Source organism: Listeria sp. ILCC797 (assembly GCF_900186185.1).
Taxonomy (GTDB): domain Bacteria; phylum Bacillota; class Bacilli; order Lactobacillales; family Listeriaceae; genus Listeria; species Listeria goaensis.
Map to the genome: position 1 here is coordinate 26,461 of NZ_FYBS01000012.1, position 24,540 is coordinate 51,000.

24 protein-coding genes and 1 riboswitch are annotated in these 24,540 nt (G+C 41.5%); of the genes, 2 read left to right on the plus strand and 22 right to left on the minus strand.

The genetic code is table 11. From position 1 onward, the window contains the following. Window positions 1–77 precede the first annotated feature (77 nt). The 15 genes from BN1609_RS11730 to BN1609_RS11800 all read right to left on the minus strand — a co-directional run bounded on the left by BN1609_RS11730 (window position 78) and on the right by BN1609_RS11800 (window position 16,112). Window positions 78–1,322, minus strand: coding sequence for an ABC transporter substrate-binding protein (locus BN1609_RS11730; RefSeq protein WP_088810558.1), 1,245 nt, complete (start codon window positions 1,320–1,322; stop codon window positions 78–80). Window positions 1,323–1,562: 240 nt separating this feature from the next. Continuing rightward, window positions 1,563–3,305, minus strand: coding sequence for a class I mannose-6-phosphate isomerase (locus tag BN1609_RS11735; protein WP_088840887.1), 1,743 nt, complete (start codon window positions 3,303–3,305; stop codon window positions 1,563–1,565). A 171-nt stretch (window positions 3,306–3,476) separates the two neighbouring features. Further along, window positions 3,477–4,625: an RtcB family protein gene (locus BN1609_RS11740; protein ID WP_088840888.1), complete on the minus strand. Its 1,149-nt coding sequence runs from the start codon at window positions 4,623–4,625 to the stop codon at window positions 3,477–3,479. A 325-nt stretch (window positions 4,626–4,950) separates the two neighbouring features. After that, window positions 4,951–5,139 (minus strand): hypothetical protein, encoded by a 189-nt coding sequence (locus tag BN1609_RS11745; RefSeq protein ID WP_088810561.1) that lies wholly within the window; start codon window positions 5,137–5,139, stop codon window positions 4,951–4,953. A 2-nt stretch (window positions 5,140–5,141) separates the two neighbouring features. Next, on the minus strand, window positions 5,142–5,792 hold the full coding sequence (locus BN1609_RS11750) for a class II aldolase/adducin family protein (protein ID WP_088815560.1): 651 nt from the start codon (window positions 5,790–5,792) through the stop codon (window positions 5,142–5,144). Next, window positions 5,792–6,724, minus strand: a complete 933-nt coding sequence (locus BN1609_RS11755) for a 1-phosphofructokinase family hexose kinase (protein WP_088839146.1) — start codon at window positions 6,722–6,724, stop codon at window positions 5,792–5,794. Before BN1609_RS11755 ends, BN1609_RS11750 begins: the two co-directional genes overlap by 1 nt. Continuing rightward, entirely contained in the window at window positions 6,721–8,073 is a 1,353-nt protein-coding gene (locus BN1609_RS11760) for a PTS galactitol transporter subunit IIC (protein ID WP_088810564.1), read from the minus strand. The genes BN1609_RS11755 and BN1609_RS11760 overlap by 4 nt, the downstream gene beginning before the upstream one ends. A 25-nt stretch (window positions 8,074–8,098) precedes the next feature. Then, window positions 8,099–8,374 (minus strand): PTS sugar transporter subunit IIB, encoded by a 276-nt coding sequence (locus BN1609_RS11765; RefSeq protein WP_088810565.1) that lies wholly within the window; start codon window positions 8,372–8,374, stop codon window positions 8,099–8,101. Then, complete coding sequence (locus BN1609_RS11770; RefSeq protein ID WP_088810566.1) at window positions 8,371–8,847, minus strand: PTS sugar transporter subunit IIA; 477 nt, start codon at window positions 8,845–8,847, stop codon at window positions 8,371–8,373. The genes BN1609_RS11765 and BN1609_RS11770 overlap by 4 nt, the downstream gene beginning before the upstream one ends. 4 nt (window positions 8,848–8,851) lie before the next feature. Beyond that, window positions 8,852–10,849 carry a BglG family transcription antiterminator gene (locus tag BN1609_RS11775; protein ID WP_088810567.1) on the minus strand — a complete coding sequence of 666 codons (1,998 nt, stop codon included), beginning with the start codon at window positions 10,847–10,849 and terminating at the stop codon, window positions 8,852–8,854. A gap of 160 nt (window positions 10,850–11,009) precedes the next feature. Next, window positions 11,010–12,869: a fructose-specific PTS transporter subunit EIIC gene (locus BN1609_RS11780; protein WP_088810568.1), complete on the minus strand. Its 1,860-nt coding sequence runs from the start codon at window positions 12,867–12,869 to the stop codon at window positions 11,010–11,012. Continuing rightward, entirely contained in the window at window positions 12,866–13,789 is a 924-nt protein-coding gene (gene pfkB / locus BN1609_RS11785) for a 1-phosphofructokinase (protein ID WP_088815563.1), read from the minus strand. The genes BN1609_RS11780 and pfkB overlap by 4 nt, the downstream gene beginning before the upstream one ends. After that, window positions 13,786–14,538, minus strand: a complete 753-nt coding sequence (locus BN1609_RS11790; protein ID WP_088840889.1) for a DeoR/GlpR family DNA-binding transcription regulator — start codon at window positions 14,536–14,538, stop codon at window positions 13,786–13,788. Before BN1609_RS11790 ends, pfkB begins: the two co-directional genes overlap by 4 nt. 128 nt (window positions 14,539–14,666) lie before the next feature. Continuing rightward, window positions 14,667–15,197, minus strand: coding sequence for an HdeD family acid-resistance protein (locus tag BN1609_RS11795; protein WP_088810571.1), 531 nt, complete (start codon window positions 15,195–15,197; stop codon window positions 14,667–14,669). A 135-nt stretch (window positions 15,198–15,332) separates the two neighbouring features. Then, entirely contained in the window at window positions 15,333–16,112 is a 780-nt protein-coding gene (locus BN1609_RS11800; protein WP_088825395.1) for an alpha/beta fold hydrolase, read from the minus strand. A gap of 110 nt (window positions 16,113–16,222) precedes the next feature. After that, a riboswitch (SAM riboswitch) is annotated at window positions 16,223–16,322 on the plus strand. 101 nt (window positions 16,323–16,423) lie between these two features. On the opposite strand from BN1609_RS11800, the gene BN1609_RS11805 reads away from it, so the two are divergent. After that, window positions 16,424–17,533: a homoserine O-acetyltransferase gene (locus BN1609_RS11805; RefSeq protein WP_088810620.1), complete on the plus strand. Its 1,110-nt coding sequence runs from the start codon at window positions 16,424–16,426 to the stop codon at window positions 17,531–17,533. Here BN1609_RS11805 and BN1609_RS11810 read toward each other — a convergent pair. From BN1609_RS11810 to BN1609_RS11830, 5 genes are all read right to left on the minus strand, one after another. Further along, window positions 17,530–19,020, minus strand: coding sequence for a Mur ligase family protein (locus BN1609_RS11810; RefSeq protein ID WP_088840890.1), 1,491 nt, complete (start codon window positions 19,018–19,020; stop codon window positions 17,530–17,532). The genes BN1609_RS11805 and BN1609_RS11810 overlap by 4 nt on opposite strands. A gap of 126 nt (window positions 19,021–19,146) precedes the next feature. Further along, window positions 19,147–19,335 (minus strand): hypothetical protein, encoded by a 189-nt coding sequence (locus BN1609_RS11815; RefSeq protein WP_088810574.1) that lies wholly within the window; start codon window positions 19,333–19,335, stop codon window positions 19,147–19,149. A 153-nt stretch (window positions 19,336–19,488) separates the two neighbouring features. Then, the gene (locus tag BN1609_RS11820) at window positions 19,489–20,034 is read right to left on the minus strand and encodes a GNAT family N-acetyltransferase (RefSeq protein ID WP_088810575.1); all 546 of its coding nucleotides are present in this window, start codon (window positions 20,032–20,034) and stop codon (window positions 19,489–19,491) included. Window positions 20,035–20,081: 47 nt separating this feature from the next. Next, on the minus strand, window positions 20,082–20,882 hold the full coding sequence (locus BN1609_RS11825) for a formate/nitrite transporter family protein (protein ID WP_088810576.1): 801 nt from the start codon (window positions 20,880–20,882) through the stop codon (window positions 20,082–20,084). A gap of 213 nt (window positions 20,883–21,095) precedes the next feature. Beyond that, entirely contained in the window at window positions 21,096–21,638 is a 543-nt protein-coding gene (locus BN1609_RS11830; protein WP_088810577.1) for a DUF1269 domain-containing protein, read from the minus strand. Between the two features lie 115 nt (window positions 21,639–21,753). Between BN1609_RS11830 and BN1609_RS11835 the strand changes: the two genes are divergently transcribed. Beyond that, window positions 21,754–22,614: an alpha/beta hydrolase gene (locus BN1609_RS11835; RefSeq protein WP_088840891.1), complete on the plus strand. Its 861-nt coding sequence runs from the start codon at window positions 21,754–21,756 to the stop codon at window positions 22,612–22,614. Here the strand turns inward: BN1609_RS11835 and BN1609_RS11840 are convergent. After that, entirely contained in the window at window positions 22,611–22,964 is a 354-nt protein-coding gene (locus tag BN1609_RS11840; RefSeq protein WP_088815566.1) for a hypothetical protein, read from the minus strand. The two genes, BN1609_RS11835 and BN1609_RS11840, sit on opposite strands and share 4 nt — an antisense overlap. A 328-nt stretch (window positions 22,965–23,292) precedes the next feature. Beyond that, window positions 23,293–24,459 (minus strand): AI-2E family transporter, encoded by a 1,167-nt coding sequence (locus BN1609_RS11845; RefSeq protein WP_088810580.1) that lies wholly within the window; start codon window positions 24,457–24,459, stop codon window positions 23,293–23,295. Between the last annotated feature and the right edge of the window lie 81 nt (window positions 24,460–24,540).

A 24,540-nucleotide genomic window follows, 5' to 3' on the forward strand; every position in this document is an offset into this window, starting at 1 on the left:
ATCACAATCAGACTGATGACAAATGACGAACTTCTTTACGATTTGTCATCAGTCTGCTCACCTTTTGCGCTACTCTTTTATTTAAATACGCTGTCTGCTGTTTGTTGAATGGTGTTTAGCGTCTCGTCTATCATTTTATCAGTCGGATTATAGAAGAACTTCCATAATTCATCTGTCGCTACATTCACGATTTCAATTGGGGTCGCTTCATAGTAACGTACCATGACAGAATATTTCTCCGTATCCGCTGCTTCTTTAACAAAATCGCCGTTTACTGGGTCATCTGATTTTGTATTGCTCGTATTAATGATTCCTGCTTCGTCAACGAAAATTTGCTGAACATCTTTCTTATAAAAACTTTGCAATACTTTTTTAGCATCTGCACTTTGTTTACTATTTTTTGAAACGACAATTGGGGACGCTTCAAAGAATATTACTTTTTTCTGATCAGCTTTCATGGAAGGTGCAACAAACACATCAAAGTCTTTTCCTGGTTCCATTTGGTATTCTTTTTTAAGCGTTGTAGATGTGACGGTTGGCTCGTACATCATTGCGCTCTCGCCAGTCGAAAACATTTTCGCTTGTGAAGGTGGATCAACTGGTTCACCGAAATACCCTTTTTTAATCATACTTTGCCAGATTTTCATTACTTTTTTCATTTCAGGGTCTGTATATTTGATTTCCCCGTTTGTTAAGCCGACATATAAGTCTGGGTTATAGCTCGCAATTAAGGTTTGGAACCATAAGAAGCTTGCCCACGGGTCATTTTTCAAACCGATTGGGTCCACATTGTTCTCTTTTAACGTATCACAAACTTGGATAAATTCTTCCCACGTTTCTGGCTCTTTTAAATCATATTTATCAAAAACCGCTTTGTTATACAAAATTCCGTTATACAAGACACTAAATGGTGCCGCATAAACTTTTCCATCGATTGTGAACGCATCGGCCAAGCCCGGATTGACACCTTCTTTTTCATAGTAATCTTTCCATTCTTTCGATAAATCCACAACTAAATCGTTATCCACTAATTTTTTCAGTTTATCTCCACTCCACCAAGTGAACAAACCCGGAGCTTTATCGCTATCAAGCGATTGTTGGACGGCTGTTTCATAAGCCGTTACTTCGGTGTAACCGACTGTTTTATAGCCGACGCCCCCATCATCCTCAATTTTATCTGACATTGAATTTAGAATTCCAACATTTTCGCCGCCTTTATCCGTATAAAATTCAACTTTTGAACTAGCAGAACTTCCTTCCCCACAACTTGCTAAAAGCATTAGGACCGCAACTATACAACTAATTGATATAAATTTTTTCATCCTAAACCCTCCTTTTTGTTAAATTGAAAATATTATTAGTTTTCCGATTTCGTTCTTACTAGATAAGCAATTTTTCGAATTGTTTACCGCCTTACATTTTACTATTTCATTATAAGTATAGGCACATAAGCGTGCAAGCGGTTACAGGAATTCCGAAAATGGTTTTCGATTGACGAAAAAAACGGACTATACCAGAAAAAAATACCAGACCGATACAAGCTCTATCAGTCTGGTTTATCACTACTGGATTCGCGCCCGCAAAATAGCGACTTTTTCGCTCTCACCAATATTTCTAATTCTAAATTTTTCAACTTGTGCTGGAATGACAAAGGTTTCGACATAATTGACTTCAAACGGTTCAAAAGCTTGTTCGACGCTTTCAATCACCACTTTATCCCCTTCTACTAAGTTCAACATGTTTACTGTTTTTTCAGCGTTGTCGTAGTCAACAAAATCCGTAAACCAATCTCGCTCTGTCACAATTTGTTGCGTTTTATATAAACCTGTCCGCTCTTTTTTAGGGTTTTCTTGAATGAGCTCAAAGTGGTTCACTAAATGGTCGCTCACCCACTCTCCAGAACGTTCCTCATTTATTACTTTTTCTCCGTGTTCAATGTGCACTGGGCGCGGTTTGCCGTCTAGGCCGAGTCGTCCCCAGTCCCAAAGTTTGAACGTGAAAATATAGGCGGACAAACTGACCTCAAGGACCATTGAGCCGGCTCCTGAACAGTGAATGGTGCCGGAGGGGATTAGAAAATGGTCATGCTTTTTAGCAGGAAAAGTATTCACGTATTTCGTGGCATCGAATTCGGTTTCGCCGTCTTGGGCTTTGCGGAGCGATGCTAGCAATTCGTCTTTTTCCACACCTTCCTTTAAACCTAAATAAACAACGGCATCTTCTTCTGCGTCTAGCAAATAGTAGCTTTCTTCTTGGGTGTAGTCCATGCCAAATTGTTTTTTTATATACTCTTTATCTGGGTGAACTTGCAAGCTCAGGTTCCCGCCGCCCATCGTGTCTAGAAAATCGAAACGAATCGGCAGTTCCGCACCAAAACGATTAAAAACGAGCTCGCCAAGGAGCGGTAGCGGGTATTTCAGCACCGCATTTAGCGCTGGCGTTTCTAAGCGCATGTCGCCAAATTGCAAATACAAGCTGTTCTCCTCCGCAACGCCGTCAAACGCCCATGCCAGTTTTTCGCTTTCATGTTGAATGCCGAGTTTATCTTTCATCCAGTAACCACCCCAAACGCCCGGGTCGAAATACGGGACGAAACGAAAAGGACCACGGAGCATCTGCTCAAGACCAAGACAGTAATCAGACCATTTCAACATTTTCGGTTGGTCTAAAATATTATCGTCTAAATAGTAGTCGATTCGATTAAATAGCGCTACCTTTTGACGGTCTGCTGCACGCCAGTCTAAGAAAAAACCTCGCTTATACTTCCGTAAAATGTCTTCGTCTACAAGCGTATCGTTCCAATTGCCGATTTCATTTGCGCGCATTCTTTGCTGGATTTCAAAGCGGGCGACGTCCATATAAACGGTAATGTCCGCTTGAGCGGCTAAACTAGCGCCCGTTCCAAAAACAATGGTTAAACCGGTTGATGCGGCAACTTTATGCTTTAGTTCTGTCAGCCGTTCTTGTTTAAAGTAGTCGTCCAATTTGAGCGTGGACATTCGGCCGAATACGCGGTCGTCTGTAATTAGCATCGCGAATTTTTCGCGAATTTCAGCACCACTTAGAGCAAACTCATCCGCAAAGAAAAGGGTCGCATCTTTAAAATGGTGCTCTAAAGCTAGCTTCAAATTTTCAATGCGCACACCTGGATATGCTTCAATAACGAGTACGGTTTTCTGTTTGGCACACTGCTTCACAGCACTCGAAAGCTCGTTAAAAATGGCAACAAATCCCGTCCAAGTTATGAAATCCCCTTTTACCTTAAAAGTAGGGTGTTGATTGTAGGTCGTTTTTTTCTTATTCAATTTACGACTCCTCCTTCCATTCCTGCCTCAAGTATATGAATTTACCATTTATTTCACAATACTTTTTCAAGATAACGAAAACCATTTCCGCTGTGAGAAAAAAAACCTATGAAAATGACTTTTATTTTTCAGGTTACGCAAAAAAGCAAGGCTGAAAACAGCCTTGCTTTTTTATGCTTTGAAATTATACAGCGGGCGAATGATTTCTTGAATATCCATCGTGTCCACAACGTCTTTTTCGAGTTGTTTGGCAGATTTGTAGGCTTTTGGGGCTTTATCTAATGTTTTTTTAGAAACGGAAGTTGTGAAGATGCCTTTCATTGCACGTTGGTAGCTTTCCAGCGTAATGCTTTCTTTTGCTTTCGTTCGGCTTAAAAGGCGACCTGCTCCGTGGGGCGCTGATGAATTCCACTTGGGGTTGCCTTTTCCGACAGCAAGAATGCTCCCATCGCGCATGTTGAGCGGAACGATAATTTGTTCACCCGCCTGTGCGGAAGTTGCGCCTTTGCGCAACATATTTTGTTCTAAATCGATGTAATTGTGCGGGCAGTCAAAGCGGGAGACGACATGTTTGCTCCACTTCATTGCTTTTAGGATCACCTCGGCCATCAAAAAGCGGTTGCGTGCGGCAAATTGTTGTGCAATGTGCATATCCGCCAAATAAGCCGCTAATTTTTCTTTTTCTAAAAAAGAGAGTTCGTACGGTAATTTTAGTTTTTCTCGTTCAGCCATAAGCTCTGGCTGTTTTTTTGCGGCAATCTTTAATTGTTTGCGCACAAGGCTCAAGCTCTCATAGGCGACTTCCTGATGATACTCCGCGATATCTTTTCCTAAAACACGACTCCCACTATGAATCACGAGATAAATGCCATCTTTTCCTTTGTTCACTTCAATGAAATGATTTCCTCCGCCTAGTGTGCCGAGACTTCTCGCCGCATAACCACGGCGAACGGGCGCCGAAACTTCGTCCAAATTGAAGGCGGCTACTGGTAAATCATGCGTCCCGCTCCCATTTGGAATGCGATTCCGAATGGTTTTATCAAGCTTATCAAAATCCAATTTAACATTTTGTTTCAGTTTGACAACATGCAAGCCGCAGCCAATGTCCACGCCAACCAAATTAGGCACGACTTTATCTTGAAGGGTCATCGTTGTCCCAATGACGCACCCCGTTCCAGCATGCGTATCTGGCATAATGCGGATTTTACTTTTCTTTAAAAACTCTAAATTGCAAAGGGTCATAATTTGACCGATTGTTGCATCGTCCACTTGTTCTGTATAACAAATGGCTTCGTTATATTTTCCTTTAATTGTTAACATTTCTTTTCCTCGTTTTCTCTTAAAATTTTGCCAAGAGAAACGTGTTTCTCTTGGGTGTTAGTTGTTTTTTCTAATTCTCTTTGTCATTTTAATCACCCTTTCAAAATAAAAAACTCCAGTTCATAAGCGAACTGAAGTCAACCTTTATTACCGGACACAATGGAAATGCGGCGGGCTAAAGGTACATTTTGCTACTTCAATTCTTATTTGCTGATTCATTTTTAATTTTCGCATCTTTATCCCTCCATTTCCATCAAATTTATTTTATTTTAACAAATACGGGTAAAAAAAGCAAAATAGGATTCGCCCATTTTGCCTTTTCTACTTAATCCTTTTGATGTTTTTCAGCGATTAATTCTCGCCAACTTTTGTTTGTCTTTGGATATTTTTTTCGGTAGATTCTTTGCGTGACAATAGCTGAAATAAGCGCGAGAAACATGAGTAGCATCGATTGGAAAATTGTGGCCACTAAAAAGAGGAGCGCGCTAATAAAAACACCAAAATTGATTGCCATATTTATTCCTCCAAATTGTAATTGAGTTCTTTTTCTTCTGTTAGGCTGTGGATATTCAGCGCATCAAACACCATAGCTTTTTGCGCGACGTATGCATTATATTCAATACGCTCCAATAAATCGTATGCTTTATGCAAAGAGCTTTCAAGTACGACGATGCCATGTTTGTTCAGTAAACTTGCGCTAGGAACCGCCTTTTCGCCTAAGTCAGCAACATGCCGCCTTACGATTTCTGCCAGTTCCTTACTTGTCGCGGGGGCAAATTCGAGTGTTGGAATCCGGCCGATTTTTTGCGTCGCTTCTGTTAAATTTGGTAAATCTACTCCGAGCGTTGCAAACAGCATGGATTCTTTTGGGTGAGCATGTAATACACACCCAATTGCTGGATTTTCGTTGTAACAAGCACGATGTAGATTAATTTCGCGCGTGACTCGGCCGTCGCCTTCTACCACCTCGTTATTTTGATCAACAACTAAAATTTCATATGGTGATAATTGGCATAATCTGGCTTGGCTCATCAAAGTGGGCGTCATAATAATATGCTCATCATTCATTTTAACCGAAACATTTCCTCCAGCTGCGTTCGTTTCAAAGCGATCAAACATGGTTTTCACAATTTTCGCTAAATCTTTACGCTCTTTTTCATATAACATTACATTTCCTCCACTTCGATAATTGAAATTTTTTTACTTAAATGAGCGGCTTCTTCCACACTAAAAGTGGCGCTGTCCATATACTGCACTTTGCTAGCAGCGACACTTGAAGCGCGACGAATCACATTTTCAATCGTCAAGTTAGCTGACAACCCAGCAATAAAGCCACCGACGAAAGCATCGCCTGCTCCTGTATCACTTTTTTCAATAACTTGCGGTGCCAAAACGCGATAAACCTTACCGTTATAAGCCACATACGATCCTTTTTTGCCAAGCGAAACGACGAAATAGCGAATTTTCCCCATCAATACGCGAATATTTTGAAGCAAATCATCATTTGACTGATGTACTAAGATTTTCACTTCTTCTTCATTCGGTTTTAAGAAATCCACGCCATTTTTAGCGGCATAGAGCAAAAATTCACCAGATAAATCGCACGCGAGGAAAGCGCCTGTTTTTTTCACCGTAGAAAATAAAGTTTTAAAATCGGCTAGCGCATAACCTGGCGGCGGTGAGCCTGCAATCACGACATAGTCGCTTTTTTTGACGTTTTCTTTGATGAAATGAAGCAGGTTTTCCTTGTTTTTCTCGCTGACAGTAAAACCCGCTTCCGGCATCATCGTGCTTCCGCTCGTTGTTTCGCTAATCACGACAAAGCATTCACGTGTAGCCACATCAGGCTCGACAAAAAAGTGATGCGAAATCGCGCGTTTCTTTAAAATATCAAAAAGCTGTGCTTGATTTTGTTCGCCGATAAAGCCGAGCGCTACGTTTGGAATTTCATATTGGCTTAGCACGTGTGAAACGTGAAGCCCTTTTCCGCCGCAATCAAATTCCGTGTGAACGACTCGGTTCGTTTTGCGTTTTTCTAGCTCCTCGCGAATAAAAAGGAGCCGATCAATTGCGGGGTTTAGCGTAATCGTATAAATCATTGCGCGTCCGCCTCTTCAAACTTTTGTGTACGTTTTTTCATGACTTTCAAGTAGAAAACTAGCAGAACGAGCCAACCTACAAGTAAAACTAGGCCTATCACACTCGGTTTTGTCGCCTCCGCCGCAATAAATCGAAATACAGGATACTCAAGTGTGCTCCACGTAATTTCCTGTCCTGCCTTTAAAGAAATCGCGCCCGTTGAATTGGCCAGCTTCGTAATGGTATCTGCGAAAAACGTCGCAACGTATAAAAATACTGGCGTTGTAATAACCCCTAAAATGGTCATGCGGAGCAAATTGCCGCCTGTCACAACAAGCGCTGGGGCGCATAAGGAAATGTTTAAGATGCCAGCAAATGGTAGCACGCCGTTTCCAGGTAAGATGAACGAAAAGAGTAGCGTCACAGGAACCATGATGACAACGGCCACCCAAACTTCACTACAACCAGCTAGAATGGGCCAGTCCAGCCCGATAAACAATTCGCGGTTTTTAAACTTCCTTTTCATAAACTCAGAAATGCCATCTGAAAGCGGTGATAAAGCTTGCATAAAGAGCTTAGCCACCATTGGGAATAACGTTAATGCCGCCGCGGCTTGCATCGCGAGCATTAAAATTTTCGGAATATCATAGCCAGCAGCAAGACCGAGCAAACCACCGATAATAAAACCCATCACATGATTTTCTGCAAAAATACCAATTTTTTCTTTTAACGCATTTGCGTCCATATCTTTTCGTAAAAAAGGAATTTTCTTTAGTAGCCAATCAAACGGCATCAAGAATACGCAGAAAATCATCATTCCGTGTGATACTGTAACGCCCGGAATCCCGTTTAATTCTTGAATTTGTCGTTGGTTCGCGTCGCTAAGTAGAAGCTCAACGACAATTTGAATACCAGCAACTAAAAAGGCCAGATAATAATTTTGCGTTACGCCGTAAACTAGAACGGCCGTTAAAATTTTGCCCCATACGTTCCATAAATCGACGTTTAACGTTTTAGTTCGATTGAAAACGAGCATCAGCGCATTGATTCCGAGCTGAACCGGAAACATGAGAAAAGCAAGCGGCCATGCCCACGCAAGGGTAGCCATTGAAGTCCAACCGCCATCTAAAATCGTCAGCCCAATACCCGTCCGCTCAGCAAGCGCCTGTGCGGCAGGCGTTAGCGCTTCAATCATAAAGCCAATCACAATGTTCATACCAAGGAAAGCTACACCTAAAATAATACCGGCGCTAAAAGCATCGCGCACTTTCATGCGGACAATTAGACCAATAATGATCATTAAAGCTGGAACAAAAACAGCGGCTCCTAAATTTAAAACAAACTGTACAACACTTTGTAAGGATTCCATTACCTCACGCTCCCTATTGATTTTTTTATTTTAAGGCGGCTAGCAGTTTCGTTGTTTCTTCTTCCATGCCCATTCCTGTTAAAAAGGCAATGCCATTTAAAGTTGGAATATCAAACGATTTATTTGCTTTTGTAATCGCGATATACACATCGCTCGTTCTAATGTGCTGTTCGAGCGACTTAATATCCACCGCTTCCACAACCGCAGATACACCCTTTTCTTTTAAAATTCGGTCGACTTTCGACGCTACCGTTTGACTCGTCGCTACACCAGAACCGCATGCTACAATCACTTTTTTCATTGTTCAAAACCTCCAAATTGTTTTTTTAAAAAGGCCACCATGTCTTGCTTATCGTGCAGATTTTGTAACCTCTTAGAAAAATTTTCCTCGCCAAACTTTTCCATAATTTTAGCCAAAAGAGGCACTTGATTTTGTGGCTCTCGAATCCCTAAAATAAAAATCATCTGAACATCAATCACTTTATCCGTTGTTCCCATCTGTACAAATGGAATGGCATGTTCCAATTTGCTCACAAAAACAAATGGCTTCTTGACGTGACAAACATCTGTATGCGGAATGGCAATTCGAATGTCATTCATCTCAAGGCCAGTCGGAAAAACCTTTTCCCGTTCGACAATCGCTCGAAAAAAAGAGCGCTCCACAAAATCTCCGTCTTCCAAAATCGTTGCGGCAAGACTAAAAAAGTTTTGCTGATCTGTCGCAATTTGCCCCATCAGGGTGTTTTTTTCTTGAAATAAACTGGCATACTCCAACACTTCACCCCCTATCAATCATTTCGTATAATTCATTTTGGTTTTCTGCCGAGAGTACTAGCCGCCGTTTTTTTTCGTCTAAAAAGAGTTCGTTTAGTTTTAAGAGAAGTGAAATATGGCGATTTTTTTCAGACGGCGCAAGAGCAACCACAATATCCACTTCGCTTCCACACGGCGTTTCAACAGGCGTTTTCAGACGAACAATTTGGATATCCGCATTTAAAACACCGTCGCCTGGTGATGCATGTGGCAAATAAATATTCGGCCCAATCATCATCGTTTCATAGTGGTCATAAAAATGGGCGCGGCATTTTTCAACGTACTGCCAAGTCACAGACCCCCGTTTTAACAGCGGCTCAAAAGCTTCCTCCACAATCGATTCCCACGTTGCATCCTCTAAAAAGCTAATTTGTTCCTCAAAAATGACCATTTCTTTCGGCGCCTTTTCAATTTGCGGCTTTTTCATAAAGAACTGATTCAATTGCTGCTCGACAAACGGGCGTTTTTCAGATGGAATGGCTTCTTTTAGCATCGCCATAAGTTCTTTCGTTCGCATACCCTCATCAAGCAAAATTGCCTGTTCCAATTGCCTGCGCAGTTTTTTTCGTTCCAGCTTCCCTAAAATGGGCGGCACAACAAAAACCGTCGCCTGACTTTGCACGGGAACCGTCGTAAAAATAAAATCAAGATTTCCTTCCACTTCCGGAAGTTGTCTAACGGCGTAGGCCCCTTTAAAATCAATGGTCGGAAACATCATTTTTAAGTTCTCAATCAATAGTTTTGAAATCGATGTCCCGCTTTGGCATAAAACAGCGGCTGAAAAAACAGGTTCGGCAGACTCCTCTTCTTGATACATCCAAGCGAGCACAATCATCGATAAAAACACAATTTCTTCTTCCGACCAGGCGTGCCCTACTAGGCGTTCAAACGGCGCAGCCGCTTTTTTCACAATTTGAAAAGTCGGCAAATATTCCGTCTTAAATTGCTCAGCCAGTGGATTCACAATTTGAAAGCCAAGCAAATTGCGGTACACCGCCGGGCGAACATGCAGCATCACCTTTTCCTTAAACTCCGCTTTATGCGCAAACTCAGTCGCAAAATAAATTTCTAATTGCTGAATAAATTCCGTTGTCGCGTCGGCAATTTCATCGCTCTCTGAAAAATAAAGGACGGATTCGAGCAAACTAGACGCCAAAACTTGCAGAGCAAGGTATAAATAATCCGCCTCGGATAAAAAATCATACCCCCAAAACATTTCTTTAATAACCGGGTATTCCTTGGTATTTTTAAGATCATATTTCTTAAGTTGAAAAGACCAATCCGCACGTAAAACTTCCGCACGCTTAATGGTGCCAACTAAAATATACGGTAGCTCCTCCATTTGCTCGTCTGTAAATGTCACTTGCAGTCTTTTCTCCACACTTTCAAGCCTTTTTTTCAAAAGAAAAGTTTCACTGACAGTAATTAAATTTTTTTCGTCAAGCACAAATTTCCCGTATGGTATTTTAATGACCTCCCGCAAAAGTTCAGCAAGCTTGCTTCGAATCAAAAACTCCGCCCCATTTACCGCATAGCCTTCCTTGCGAGAATATTCCAAATGAATCCGCCTTTCATTTAAATGGTTGCGAATCCATTTGACGTCATTTAAAACGGTATTTTTGCTAACATACACATAATCTGCCAGCGCTTTAAGGGACAAAAAACGCGGTTCCATCAGAAGTTGAATTAAAATAAGTTGCCGTCTTAGTTTTACTTCATAATACGTGAACAACATTTCCTCCTCGGCAGTTAAAAGGCGATAGCATTCTTCGCGACCTTTTTCCGTCAAGCGAATCGTGCTTTCATGAATAAAAATTTTTTCTTGTTTTAGTAGATGGTTGATTTTTGAAATCCAATCTAAAAGTTCATCTTCTGAAATTCGAAAACGCCTAGCAACCGCTAATAGCTCCGTATTTTCATGTGTTAAAAGATAGATGATTAAATCCTTACTTCCTTGTTCCATCTACTCCCCTCCTCATACTTTAATAGTAAATGATAACCCTTACATAAAATTGTAATTCTATCCCAATTTTAAATAAAGCGCTTTCTTTCCTTGTGATGAAAAATTGTATTGAACACAAAAAAGCTGACACACGTGTGTGTCAGCTTAACCATTTTCAATTTTAGTTTTGCTTCGGCTTCTTCCAAAATCCGTAAATGAGTCCAGAGATGACCATACCAATTAAAATGGCGATGATAAAGAGAATCGGTTTGTTCGCCAGTGGTGCTACGAAAATACCGCCGTGTGGGGCTGGAACGTCGACTGCCCAAATTTGCGTGAGCGCCCCAGCAATAGCTGAACCTATGACGGAAGATGTAATGACTCGAAGTGGATCGGCCGCAGCAAATGGAATCGCCCCTTCTGTAATAAAGGAAAGTCCTAAAATGTAGTTTGTAAGACCGGCTTGTTTTTCTTGTTCGGTAAATTTATTTCTAAATAGCGTTGTAGCTAAAGCAATGGCTAAAGGTGGCACCATACCGCCCGCCATAACGGCTGCCATAAATGCGCCGTCACCCGTTGAAGTGAATACGCCAATTGCAAATGTATATGCAGCTTTGTTGAACGGGCCACCCATATCAATGGCCATCATACCGCCGAGAACAAGTCCGAGGACAGCCGCATTGGCTGTGCCTAGGCCGTTAAGTTGCGTTGTCAGGAAATCGTTGATGACTTTGAAAATTGGATCGATAATGAAGTACATTAAGCCGCCTGTAATGAGCAATCCGAATACCGGATAAAGCAAGATGGGTTTTAAGCCGTCAAGCGAACGAGGCATGCCCGCGAACACTTTTTTCAGTCCAAGAACGATGTACCCTGCAAGAAAACCTGCCGCTAAGCCGCCAAGGAAACCAGCGCCTGATGTTGCGGCTAGCAAACCACCGACCATACCGGGCATTAAGCCGGGGCGATCAGCGATACTGCTTGCGATAAAACCTGCCAAAATTGGAATTAAGAATACGAAGGCACCTGTTTTACCATCTGAAATAGCAGTTAGCATTTGGTAAACTGCGCTATCTGGATATAATTGTTCGATTAGGAAGGAAATCGCCATTAAAATCCCGCCACCGACTACAAATGGTAGCATATGCGAAATTCCGTTCATTAAATCTTTATAAATTTTACTGCCGATGGAAACTTTTTCCGAAGACTCCTCTTCATTTTTCACATGATCGGCATGAAACACTGGCGCATCTTGTTTTAAAGCCCGATTAATTAATTCTTCTGGCTTACGAATCCCGTCGCTCACTGGTGTTTCAAGAACGTGTTTGCCGTCAAAGCGTGCCATTTCAACATTTTTATCGGCGGCCACAATTACGCCCGCTGCACGTTTGATTTCGTCGGCCGTTAGACGGTGTTTCACGCCTTCAGAGCCATTTGTTTCTACGCGAATCGAAATGCCCATTTCTTGCGCTTTATTTTTCAACGCATCTTCCGCCATATACGTATGCGCAATTCCAGTTGGGCAAGCCGTCACTGCCACGACAAATTGGTCGCCGGAAGCCGTTTCGACAGGCGCAGCTTCTGATTCATTTTGCTTCGCGTCAAACAATTCGGTAACTTCATCTGGTGTTTTCGCTTGTTTCAAATGCGCCACAAAATCAGGATGTACGAGCAAGCGAGAAAGTGCTGCTAACGTTTCAAGGTGGGTTTCATTCGCCCCATCAGGCGCTGCAATCATGAAAAATAAATGAGCTGGCGCACCGTCTAATGACTCGTAATCAAGTCCAGCCTCACTTTTAGCAAAAACAACAGTGGGTGTATTAACGGCTTTCGTTTTCGCATGCGGCATCGCAATGCCTTCGCCAATTCCCGTTGAGCTCTCAGCTTCCCGCTTCATAATTTCTTTTTTGAATAAAGCAGCATCGTTTATTTTGCCGTTACGCTTTAGAGAATCAATCATCTCATCAATGGCCGCTTCTTTCGTCGTCGCCTTAAGCGACATGATCATGACATCTTTACTGAGCAAATCTGTTATTTTCATTTCGTCCCCTCCATTTTATCTAAATTAACTTGTGGCAAAATTTCTTGAATGAAGTCTGCTGTCGCCAAATCCGTTGAAAAGGCTGTCGCTGTTCCTGTTGCTACGCCAAATTGAAACGCGCGTACTGGATCCCCTGTTTCTGCAAAAGTTCCAACAAACCCCGCAATCATGGAATCCCCGGCACCTACAGAATTTTTCACTTGCCCTTTAATCGGTTCGGCAAAATACACATCATCGCCCGTGAAAAGTAGCGCCCCGTCGCCTGCCATCGATACGATAACATGTTTTGCACCAAGTTCAAGACACTTTTTACCATACGGGATTAAATCTTCTTTTGATTCGAAATGTACGCCGAATAATTCTGCCAACTCGTGATGATTCGGCTTAATTAAAATTGGTTTTTTTGAAAGTGCTCGAAGCAGTTCGGCGCCTGTCGTATCAATCATAAACTCGGCGCCTTTTTTTAGGCACAACTGAATGATGCGGTCATAAAAATTCGCGCCAAGCGACGGCGGTACACTGCCCGATAAAATAACCACATCATTTGCTTGCACCTTTTCAAGTTGCGCAAAAAACGCTGCCACTTCCGCCTCTGTAATGTCAGGACCAAGGCCGTTAATTTCCGTTTCGTCCCCAGCCTTCAATTTAATATTAATTCGCGTATCATCGGCAATATCCGCAAAATCAGTTGCAATGCCTTCTTTTGTCAGCCATTCTGCGATGAAGCGACCCGTGAAACCGCCTAAAAATCCACTTGCAATCGTTTTCACACCGAGTTGATTTAAAACCCGAGAAACATTAATCCCTTTCCCGCCAGGCAACTTATAATCGCGTTTCATTCGGTTTAAATCGCCAATTTTCAAGTCAGCCACTTCCACAATATAATCAATCGACGGATTTAACGTAATCGTATAAATCATTTCCCCACCTCAATTACTTTTAATTTTTGACTAAAACTCTCCGCTTTATTGACCGGCACGTAATCCGTTATGAGCGTCGCACCGTTTAATTCGAACATTTTTGCGAAGTTTGCTTGCGCAAATTTTGAGTGATCCGCTACGACGAAAACTTCGCCTGCGAGCTGACTCGCCTTGCGCTTTAAAAACGCCTCTTCTGTATCCGGCGTCATAAAACCAAATTCATGATGAATCGCATTCGCTCCAATGAACACCTTATCGAAATGATAGTTTCCAATGTTATCAAGCGCCACCGCACCAACAACGGCTTTTGTATGCACTTTCATTTTGCCACCGAGTAAATAAGCATCCACCTGCAAATTGACGAGCCGCTCAACATGACCTAAACCATTCGTCACAACCGTAATTTTTTTATCTGCTAAAAAGGGAATCATTTCGATAGTTGTAGAACCTGCGTCTAAATAAATACAATCATTTTCTGCAACAAGCTCCGCTGCCCGTTTTGCAATCTGTTGCTTACTATGAACGTGTTTGAATGTTTTCTCATCCATACTTGGCTCCAAATTGTGTTGCTTCAAAAGTTTCGCCCCGCCGTGTACGCGTTCTAGTAATCCATCTTCTTCCATTTCAATCAAATCGCGCCTAATAGTTGATTCAGATGAATTCAAACTAGCTACAAGTTCTGAAAGTTTTACAACACCAAGGCTTTCCAGCATGTCTAAAATTTTCTCTTTCCGCTCAGCATTTAACATTTCATTCCCTCCGTTCACCGTTATCATAACATCTATTCCCGTCAAAATCAATCACTTTCTTTCAAAACATTTCATTTGAGTGCACAAAAAAAGCGATTGAGCTATACTCAACCGCCTTGTATTCGAAATTATTTATCCATTTTACCCATGATGAAGAAAGTAGAAATTGCGCCAATTCCTTCAACAATAAAGAATGTACCTGTAATAAATACAATCCCAACTAGGCTTACTACTGGGTTGAACAACGCGATAAAACCGACAAGAATACCGATAATACCCATTGTTAAAATCCAGCCCCAACCTTGAACGTTGTTTTGTTTCGCAGCAAATGCGCCAATTGTACGCATAATACCTGCAAAAAGTACCCACATTGCAAAAACAAGTACAAGTGTTGCAGCACCTTCGATTTGGTCAAATAGTAGGAAGATACCTAGTAAAGTAGATAAAATCCCTTCTGCTAGCACCCAGCCAGAAACATGTTGCGCTTTGCGATTTGAAAAGTAGGAAATAATATGAAAAATACCTGAAACTAGAAGTACAAACGCAATTGTAAAACTAAATGTTAATAGCGATACAAGCGGGTGGAACATTAACCAAACTCCCAAGCCAATCATAGCAATTCCTGCAATTAGTAATAAAATTCGAGTAAAAGTTTTCATTTTTTGCCTCCCTAATGATTTATGTAAACACTAGATAAGTTTACCACGTTTTACGTAAGTGTAAACCTATTTAAGTTTAATTTACATATTTGTCACAAAGAGATATAAAATTATACTTTTTATGTGTAATTTAATTCACGATTTCCATGATTTCTTTTCATTTTGAACTTTTATGACCCCACCTAAAAAATCAGCCACTTTATCCATAATGGCAATTTGAACGAGATGTCCTTCGCCTTCTCCAATTTCAAATTTAATATTTGCGCCGTATGGCTTAGGTGCATTTTTTTTGACGAAGTTTTTTACGGTTTCAATTGGGATTTTCCAGTCTTCTGTGCCATGCCAAATATAAAGCGGGCGTCCCGCTAAGGTTTCTGGCTTTCCATCCAAATCGTAGTTTTCTTGCCAAGCGAGTAAATCCGCATAATCACTCGGGAGTTTAATTTGGCGTTCACTAGCCCGGCTAATGGTGCGGGCGCGAAAACTGAGTGGGCTTGGTTCGCCCATGATGCAAGCTGCTGCCTTGATTTCAGGGTGATGCGTTAGGAGCGCGCACGTGGTAATGCCGCCCATCGAAACGCCGCCGACAAAAATTTCTGTCGTGAGACTTTGCGCCAAATAATGGTCGCGAATAAATTCGTATTCTGCTAAATTTCCTTGAATGCTGTTCCAAAATGTTAAGGAAATGACCGAGGACACAGTTTGGTGGCGCTCACCGTGGTTTGGCGCGTCCGGAAGGCACACCCTGAACCCTCGACTCGCTAGCTTTCTCCCCTGTGTTAAAACGAGTTCTTTGCTTGTCTGCCAGCCATGATAATAAATCGCTAAAGGTAGCGGCTTGTCTACGCTCGTCTTACTCGTAATTTCCAAAACTGGAATATCGTGAATTTTTCGTTTAACAATCTTAAATTTCATTTCCAGCACCCCTACTCCATTTTATCAGCCTAAAAAACAGAAAAACAACTTTTCCGCCTGCTTGACAAATTGTCTGAACACGCTTATGATTAAACTTAATTTCATATGTTTTCTTATCAAGAAAGGCGGAGGGACTGGCCCGATGAAGCCTTAGCAACCGGACAAATGATCACGGTGCTAATTCCAGCAGTTAATTCTGAAAGATAAGTCGGTAGTCGTTCTTACATATCTACCCCTTCTGGCTTATTTTTTGCTAGGAGGGGTTTTTTGCACGCTCCGCACGTATCAACTTCATGAAAGGGTGTCTAAAAATGGGATTAAAACAACAATTATTATTTCAAAAAGAAGCTTTTATTTTGGAAAACGGAGCAAGACTTCAGCCGATTGAAATCGGTTATGAAACCTACGGAACACTAAATGATGATAAAACAAATGTGATTTTGCTTGAACATGCACTTACCGGAACCGCCCATGCGGCGAAGCATCACGAAACTGACGCACCAGGCTGGTGGGACGATTACATTGGCCCAGGAAAAGCACTCGACACAAAGCGCTATTTTATTATTTGCACAAACGTATTTGGCGGCTGTAGCGGCTCGACAGGCCCTTCGTCCGTCAATCCAGACACAGGCGCACAGTATCGCCTATCATTCCCACGTTTTAGTGTAAAAGATATCGTTCGCGTTCAATATGAACTCATCAAAACGCTTGGCATCACAAAATTAAAAGCCGTCATTGGTGGATCAATGGGCGGCATGCAGGCAACGGAATGGGCTGTGAGCTACTCGGACGCCGTCAGTTCCGTCATCAATATCGCCTCACCACTTGCGGCAAGCCCTGATGCCATCGGATTTAATCTTATCCAGCGAATGGCGATTTTAAACGACCCTGAATTCAACGATGGCAACTATCTCACACAACCAGAAGGCGGCCTCGCAACCGCTCGCATGGTTGGCATGATGACGTATCGCACAAGCGAACTTTTCTCCCAGCGCTTTGAACGCTTCACAGTGGACGAAAGCTCAAAAGACACCTTCTCCAAAGAACATTTCCAAATCGAATCCTATTTACAATATCAAGGTGACAGCTTTGTCGAACGCTTTGACGCTAACAGCTACCTTTATTTGACAAAGGCGATTGACCTGTTCGATGTCATCCGCAGTCAAGACGGGGCAGCGCCATCTTATACGCACATTCAAGTGCCTTACCTTTTAATTGGCATTACGTCCGACCAGCTTTTCCGCATTCGCGACCTAAGACGCGATTTCGAACTCTTAAAAACAGCTGGCGTCCCAGTTTCCTACCACGAAATTGATTCCGACTACGGACACGACGCCTTTTTAGTCCAATCCGAAGTCCCAAAATTCGCCCCAATCCTATCCGAGTTTTTGCTTCAAAAAACAGAAGAGAAGGCATTTTAGCCTTCTCTTTTTTGGTATTCCCTTTTCAGCAAGCCACCCAATTTATGGAAATCGCTACCCGTCACAGAACCCTTCAACACGAGCAAACTATCTTCCGTCAAAATGTCGCGCAAGAGGCTTCGCAAGTCCACTAAATTGCTGAACCACTGAATTCGCTCATTTTGGTTTTGTTTAAACAAACCTTCAAACAAGCTGCCATAACCAAAAATATAATCGGCGTCACTGCCTAGCACGTCCTTCATAATTTTAACGTGCACTTCAGGACCTTTCTCCCCTAAATCCGCAATTTGCCCAACGATTAAAACCGATTTCCCGCGATAAAATTGCTTGTGCGACTTAAAATAATCAATCGCATTCAACATCGAAGGCACCGCCGCATTATGCGAATCATCCACCATATAGGCAAATCCGCCATTTGGTAAAGCGAGTGGAATCATTTCCATCGTTTTTTGTAGCGGCTTGAACGTTTCCATTTTAGCAATCGCCCCGTTTGTTTCGCCAGCAATTTGCCAGTACGCAAGTAGCGCCGCCAAACTGTTTTCAATGAGGCCCGTCGAACCAGTCGGCAAACAATATGTAAGTTTCTCCTCAAAAAACGCAATTTCCAGTTCATCATAAAACTTTTCATGTTTTACGCTTATCAATCTAACGTCCGCCGCATTGTTCCTCGCCGAGTATGTCAATACACGATTCGTATATTTTTTCGCTTTGTTTAATAGAATTTCGCGTTCTTCTTTGCCAATATCTGCGTTCAAAATGACGACCGTATCTTCATTAGCCCCTTCCAACACTTTACCTTTATACAGTGCGATGGTTTTCGTGTCTTTCATCGAACTTAGGTGCGCCTCGCCAATTGACGTGATGATGACGATGTTCGGCTTGATGAGTTTCGACATGGAGCCCGTATCAAAGCCGTTTAGCGCGTTTAATGAAACTTCGAGATTTAGAATATCTGGGTTTTGAATGAGTTGTGCCATGTAGAGCGGTATTGCGAAGCGGGTATTGTGATTGCCGCGGTTTTCGAGCACGTTTTGGTCGCTAAATACATGTGTGAGGAGCATTCTAGTAGTGGTTTTCCCGACGGAACCGGTAATGGCGATGACGGGTTTTTGGAAGTCAGCGCGCAGCAGCTTGGCGAATTCAAGCATAAACGTCCAACTATTTTCAACGATAAACTGTGGTGTGGTGTGGCGCGCACTTTCGATTGGCGTTTCGGTTACGATTAAACCTAATGATTGTTCCATTCCTTGAATTTGCGCGTTACCATCGGTCCAATTAACAGGTTTTCGATTCACATAGTCTCTGCGCTCATTCGAGATAGCAATAAACATAGTTTCCGCTAACAAATTAGGATCCGTACTTAATTTAACGTTTTGATATTCAACTTGTGTCAGATGGTTTGGACGCAATTCGTCATTTAAAAACTGTCCGGGGAGATAATCGTCCAAGTGCTTTACGATTTCTTGAATTTGCAATGTTTTTTCCATAATAGTCTCCTTTTCCCTAAAAAGGCTAGATTGTAGAAAACTGCTACCCCACCTTAATCAGACAGACAACAAATGATGAAATTAGCAGGCAAGAACGCCAAAGAACGCCGCTTATCATCAGCCTGATTATATATTTTTATTATTATGTTGCTTCTCCCATGGGTATTCCCCGTTTTCATCTTTTTCAAAATTTTTCAAGTCATCTTCTTCGAGTATTTCTTCCTCTTTATGCCGTCTGAAAAAGAGCGGGATACAAGCTGGTAAAACGATACAGATAAAGACAATAACGCGCGCAAAACTCACATATTTCTCCATTTCTACACACTTCTCCCGTACAATAATCTGAAAAATACAACCAAAATATACCATAATCTAAATTAAAAAGCGAGTATGAAGAATGCGAATAAATTAACTTTTTATTATACATCAAAACTCCCGCTTCAATTTAATCAAAACGGGAGTTAAGTCTTAAAATTCTTCCTTAAGTAAAGCATACATATTAAAATCTCTTAATTCATTATAAACTTTTTTACTCTGTCTGAAAGTTCCTTCTTTTTTAAAGCCACATTTAACGGCTACACGGTTGCTCGGTTTATTTTCTACATCGGCTACAATTGTAAGTCTGTTTAATCCCATTTCATCAAAAGCGATTTTGCAAAGGGTTTGGACGGTATCTGTTGCGATATTTTTGCCGCAGTACTGGGAAGCGACCCAATAGCCGATTTCTGCAGTCTGGTTATTCAAATCCATAAAATGAAAGTCGATAGAACCAACTATTTTTTCTTGATAAGCGATGAAAAACAGTCGATCTGTGCCATTTATCTCGCCGCTGAGCTTCATTTTTATATAGGCTTCCTCGTCCTCTATGCTCGTTGTTTTATCAACAAAGTCCAAATAAGTTCGTAAATGTTCGCGGTCATTATCTAGTGCCTGATAGATAGCTTCTGCCGTATAAATGCTTGGACTTACCAAACTTAAATCAGCATTTATTGCCAGTTTAAAAGCATATTTCATTTTTTCCCCTCTTTTCTAAAGACTAAAAAACACCCAAAAGGATGTTTTTAGTCTTTATAAATTGATTTTGTACGGTTTAGCCAAGCATAGCCTAAACCAATCACAAGGCCTCCACCTACAAAGTTTCCTAAGAAAGCGAGTGATAAGTTTGTCGCAACACTTCCAGCTGTCATCGCTGCTAAATGGCCACCTGAGGCAAAGAACGCAAGCGAGAACGAAGAAAAGTTTGCGATAACGTGCTCAAATCCTAAGAAAGCGAAAATGAAAATGATGAAAATCATGGCGATGACTTTTCCAGCATCGTCTTTCATACGAAGCGTACATAACACCGCTGTATTTACAACGATATTAGCAAAAATTCCTTCTACAAAAATTTGCATAGGTGCCTTTTCAAGCTTTCCACTTACTGCTGTGAATAAAAAGTGATCAGCAGGTAAATTATGGAATGTCGATGTTAAGGAAACAAGATATCCCGCACAAATACCACCAATTAAGTTGAAAATAACGCAAAGGAATAAAATTTGTAGCGCTTTTCCTGGACGTACAATTTTTTGGTAAACGCCTGTTGTCATATACATCATATTTGATGTCCCCAGTTCAGCGTTCATGTAAATAATCATCACGAGCGACCAGCTAAACATAAAGGCATACACAATTTTGCCAAGCCCAAGTGCGTAATGGTCCACTTTATCACCAATCATAACGGCGACTGCTGTACCTAGTGTGAGGAATAAACAAGCCAGCATGGCACGAACGATATAGCGAATAACACTATTATTTACTAAATCAATTTTCTTCTTCGTGCTGTAATCAATCTTCTGCATTAATGGACTACTTTCGATATCCAAATCTTTCATCTCCAACTCAAATAAATTTAATATTCACGATTTAAAAGTGCAATAACTTGTTCATTGTATCACGTTTCATTTGCATTGAAAATAGCGAATTTTGAGTAAAGCGTTATCATTTTCATTTTAATAAAAAAGCACTAGAAATTTTAGTTTCTCTAGTGCCTGTCTAATTTTGCGTATTACGTTTTGTTGTGCCCGCAAGCTAAATTCTTATTTCTTAAACCATTTTTTCTTCGCCGTGTCGCCTGCTGCTTGTTCAGCTGCTTGCGCTTCACGAATTTCGTTTTGAACAAGTTCTTCGTCCATGCGCGCAATATTTCCTTTTAGGTCGCCGTAAACAACATCATTGACGATTTCGCGATCTGTTTCTGTTGCAATTAAAATGATGCCGGTTGCGCCTTCTGGAATTGTTTCAAGCGTTTTTTCAAAAACAGTCATCGCACTTTTTACTTCCCCGGCATCTTGCATGGAGCCAACAACGCTACCTACTACCCAGCCGAGTAAAACGCCTAAAGGACCGCCTAGAATGCCGATAAGCATACCAATCAGGCTATCTTTTATATTTTTATCCGCCCCAGTAAAATCGATAAAATCTTTTGCATTTAGTTTAGCACCTTTATCATGCTTTAAAACAGCCATTTGATAGCCGCGAATTTTCCCTTCCGTATGTAGACGTTTCATCTCCGAAAAGCCTTGATAAGCAACACTTTCCTCTGAGAAATTCATAATGATGACAGATTTTTCTTTTTTCATGCCAATTTCCTCCTTCAAGTTTTATACTCTCTCCTTATCCCCCAAAATGCCGAAATGAAAACACTAGCATTTTAAACAAACACGTCATACACTAAAAGGGAAGGGAGTTGTTACAGTGAATCAAAAAACCTTTATTTTTTCTGAAAAAAATGGCCTAAAATTAGCCGCAGACCTCATAACGCGAGATACGCCAAGTGCTAAAACGGTCATTTATTTTCACGGTGGCGGCCTACTATACGGCACTAGGAGCGACCTAGACAAGGCCTACATCCAGCAATTTTTGTACGGCGGATACAACCTTTTACTGGTCGACTACCGGCTCGCGCCTGAAACGAAACTGCCAGAAATTTACGAAGATATCCAGGATGCCATTTTATGGTTTGAAAAAGAAGCAACGGAAACGCTGTCACTTCCACAAAATGATTTTGCATTGTTCGGTCGTTCAGCCGGTGCTTTTCTTGCACTGCTCGCGGCAACCGATCCAACTTTGCCACATCCATTTGCGGTTTTGTCTTTCTACGGCTATTTTACAGTAAATGCCGCTTTCTTGCACGAAGAAACTGCTTACTTTCAATCCTTCCCGAAAATTAGCGACTCGCTAAAAGACACGATGATTCACCCTGAACCAATTGTCACAGGCTCCGTTGATAGCCGCTACCCGCTTTATATTTACGCGAGACAAAACGGGGTATGGCAAGAGCTTGTTTTTGGGGAAAACGCTGAAATACAAACTATTGACACATTCGATTTAGTTCCCGAGCGCGATTTTCATTTTCTGCCGCCACTTTTTTTGGCCCATAGTTTTGCTGACCAAGATGTACCAATTTCTGAGTCGGAGACGCTTAAAAATGGCACGCTAGAAAGTGAACTTTACACCGTACACAATTTGCCGCATGATTTTGATACGAACACGACTGAAACAGACGGGCGCCTTGCGTATGAAGCCGCAATTCGTTTTTTAAACAAAATTGTTTAATGTTTTTTACGGGTGTAGTCGGTGAAAATATAGGCGCCAATTAACAGGCAAATGAAGCAGCAAATCGGGCGAAAGTAAACGCCTGAAAAGCTTGGTGAAAAGAGCAATCCTATAATAATGCCGAACACCCATAAAATTAAAGCGACAAATAGAAAAAAGTCATTTTCTTTAGCTAAAATAATTAAAATGCCCGCGATAAACATGGCAACTGATAAAATGAACCCCGCTACTTTAGCAAGATTTTCCGGCATTCCAAAAAGACTCTCTGGTGGGACATCAGATTTGGCAAACCAAGATAAAAGCCCTAAAATCGAGCCTTGAATTGAAAGAACTCCTGCAAATACACGCATATTATCACCCGCCTAAACTAAATATCTCTTTTCTAAGTAAAATAAGGTAGACGTTTTTGTCTACCTCAGACTGATGACAAACAGCAATCTTCGGAGTTTTTGCCTCCGTTCCGCTCCGCTTCGCCTAACTTCTCACATGGTCGGGCAAACTACGCCCTTCCTGTTTTCAGTCATCACGTACTCAAGTACGCTCCGGTGCGGTACTCGGCAATGCGTAAGAATCTCACCATTTGTCAACAGTCTAATTGTGCGTGGTACGTTTTGTTTGGCTTAAGTTTAGAGTTTTTCTACAAACTGAGGTAGACGTTTTTGTCTACCTTATTTTTATTTAATCCTTTTTCGATTCAATTTGCTCGTATTCGCTTTCTGGTTGTTCGCCGTATAGTCCGGAAACTCGTTTAAACCAGATGAAAATGTGAGTTACGATAACTTTTAGTACGGCGTAGCCTGGTACTGCGAAGATAACGCCTAAAACGCCAAATAGTTTTCCCGAAACGAGGATGACGAATAAAATCGTAATCGGATGCACTTTGAGCGATTTGCCCATCACTTGTGGCGAAATAAATTTCCCTTCGAGAAGTTGTACGACAACCCAGACAACAATCAGTTTAAGTAGCAACCACGGAGAAGTGACGGTAGCGATAATAAGCGCCGGCGTAATCGCAATTGCTGGTCCTAAATACGGCACAATACTTGTAAAGGCCGCAATAATCGCTAGCGTGAGAGCGTAAGGAAGTCCGATGATGAGATAGCCGATGAAAAGCAGAATCCCAATGCAGAAACTTACGATAATCTGACCGCGAATGTAGGAACTGATTTGGTGGTTTGCTTCAGAGAACACTTGTCGCGTATGTGCGCGTCCATTCACTGGAAGCATTTTTAAAATGAAATCCGGCAGCTTTTTCCCATCTTTCAACAAATAGAAAAGCACAAGTGGCGTAGTGACAATCGCAAGGACAACTTCCGTTACTGTTCCAACAATATTCCCGATGCTGTCAATCGCGCTATTTACAAAGCTCGTTCCCTTTTCAGAAAATGTTTTCATGATGTCGCTCATATTGTTCGAAATTCGTTCTTTTATTTGATCAAAAAGTGGGGACTGGGTAAACTCGTTAAATCTGTCCGTAATTTGGTTCCAATATGTAGGAAATGTTTTGACCAAACTCACGATTTGATCCCGAACAGCTGGAATGACAAAACTGAAAACAATCACGATAATGCCGATGATAACAATGTACAGAAGCCCAATTGCCCAGCCACGATGCCAACCTTTCCGCTCTAAAAAATCAATTATCGGGTTGAAAAGATAATACGAAATACCTGCTAAAATGATGGGCGCCGCAATTGTTTCGAGCACAACCATCAGCGGGTGAAAAATAAACGATATTTTCGTGAGCACATAAATATCGAGCGCTACTAGTAAAAAAATGAGTAGCCCTAATACAAATTTATTTTCAATAAAAAATTGTTTAAACTTGGAAAATGTTCCTTTCATCTTTTCACCTACTTTTTTTATCCATTATACTGACCTTTTGCTAAAAATTCTCGTTAAAATCCCATTTTCAGCCAAAAATCA

Coding starts and splice junctions, on each gene's coding strand:
- BN1609_RS11840 (WP_088815566.1), bottom strand. CDS start 22,964: ATGCGTGTATTTGCAGGAGTTCTTTCAATTCAAGGCTCGATTTTAGGG.
- BN1609_RS11760 (WP_088810564.1), bottom strand. CDS start 8,073: ATGGAATCCTTACAAAGTGTTGTACAGTTTGTTTTAAATTTAGGAGCC.
- BN1609_RS11795 (WP_088810571.1), bottom strand. CDS start 15,197: ATGAAAACTTTTACTCGAATTTTATTACTAATTGCAGGAATTGCTATG.
- BN1609_RS11750 (WP_088815560.1), bottom strand. CDS start 5,792: ATGTTATATGAAAAAGAGCGTAAAGATTTAGCGAAAATTGTGAAAACC.
- BN1609_RS11805 (WP_088810620.1), top strand. CDS start 16,424: ATGGGATTAAAACAACAATTATTATTTCAAAAAGAAGCTTTTATTTTG.
- BN1609_RS11755 (WP_088839146.1), bottom strand. CDS start 6,724: ATGATTTATACGATTACGCTAAACCCCGCAATTGATCGGCTCCTTTTT.
- BN1609_RS11830 (WP_088810577.1), bottom strand. CDS start 21,638: ATGAAAAAAGAAAAATCTGTCATCATTATGAATTTCTCAGAGGAAAGT.
- BN1609_RS11815 (WP_088810574.1), bottom strand. CDS start 19,335: ATGGAGAAATATGTGAGTTTTGCGCGCGTTATTGTCTTTATCTGTATC.
- BN1609_RS11780 (WP_088810568.1), bottom strand. CDS start 12,869: ATGAAAATAACAGATTTGCTCAGTAAAGATGTCATGATCATGTCGCTT.
- BN1609_RS11790 (WP_088840889.1), bottom strand. CDS start 14,538: ATGTTAAATGCTGAGCGGAAAGAGAAAATTTTAGACATGCTGGAAAGC.
- BN1609_RS11730 (WP_088810558.1), bottom strand. CDS start 1,322: ATGAAAAAATTTATATCAATTAGTTGTATAGTTGCGGTCCTAATGCTT.
- BN1609_RS11800 (WP_088825395.1), bottom strand. CDS start 16,112: ATGAAATTTAAGATTGTTAAACGAAAAATTCACGATATTCCAGTTTTG.
- BN1609_RS11820 (WP_088810575.1), bottom strand. CDS start 20,034: ATGAAATATGCTTTTAAACTGGCAATAAATGCTGATTTAAGTTTGGTA.
- BN1609_RS11810 (WP_088840890.1), bottom strand. CDS start 19,020: ATGGAAAAAACATTGCAAATTCAAGAAATCGTAAAGCACTTGGACGAT.
- BN1609_RS11740 (WP_088840888.1), bottom strand. CDS start 4,625: ATGTTAACAATTAAAGGAAAATATAACGAAGCCATTTGTTATACAGAA.
- BN1609_RS11775 (WP_088810567.1), bottom strand. CDS start 10,849: ATGGAACAAGGAAGTAAGGATTTAATCATCTATCTTTTAACACATGAA.
- pfkB (WP_088815563.1), bottom strand. CDS start 13,789: ATGATTTATACGATTACGTTAAATCCGTCGATTGATTATATTGTGGAA.
- BN1609_RS11745 (WP_088810561.1), bottom strand. CDS start 5,139: ATGGCAATCAATTTTGGTGTTTTTATTAGCGCGCTCCTCTTTTTAGTG.
- BN1609_RS11845 (WP_088810580.1), bottom strand. CDS start 24,459: ATGAAAGGAACATTTTCCAAGTTTAAACAATTTTTTATTGAAAATAAA.
- BN1609_RS11765 (WP_088810565.1), bottom strand. CDS start 8,374: ATGAAAAAAGTGATTGTAGCATGCGGTTCTGGTGTAGCGACGAGTCAA.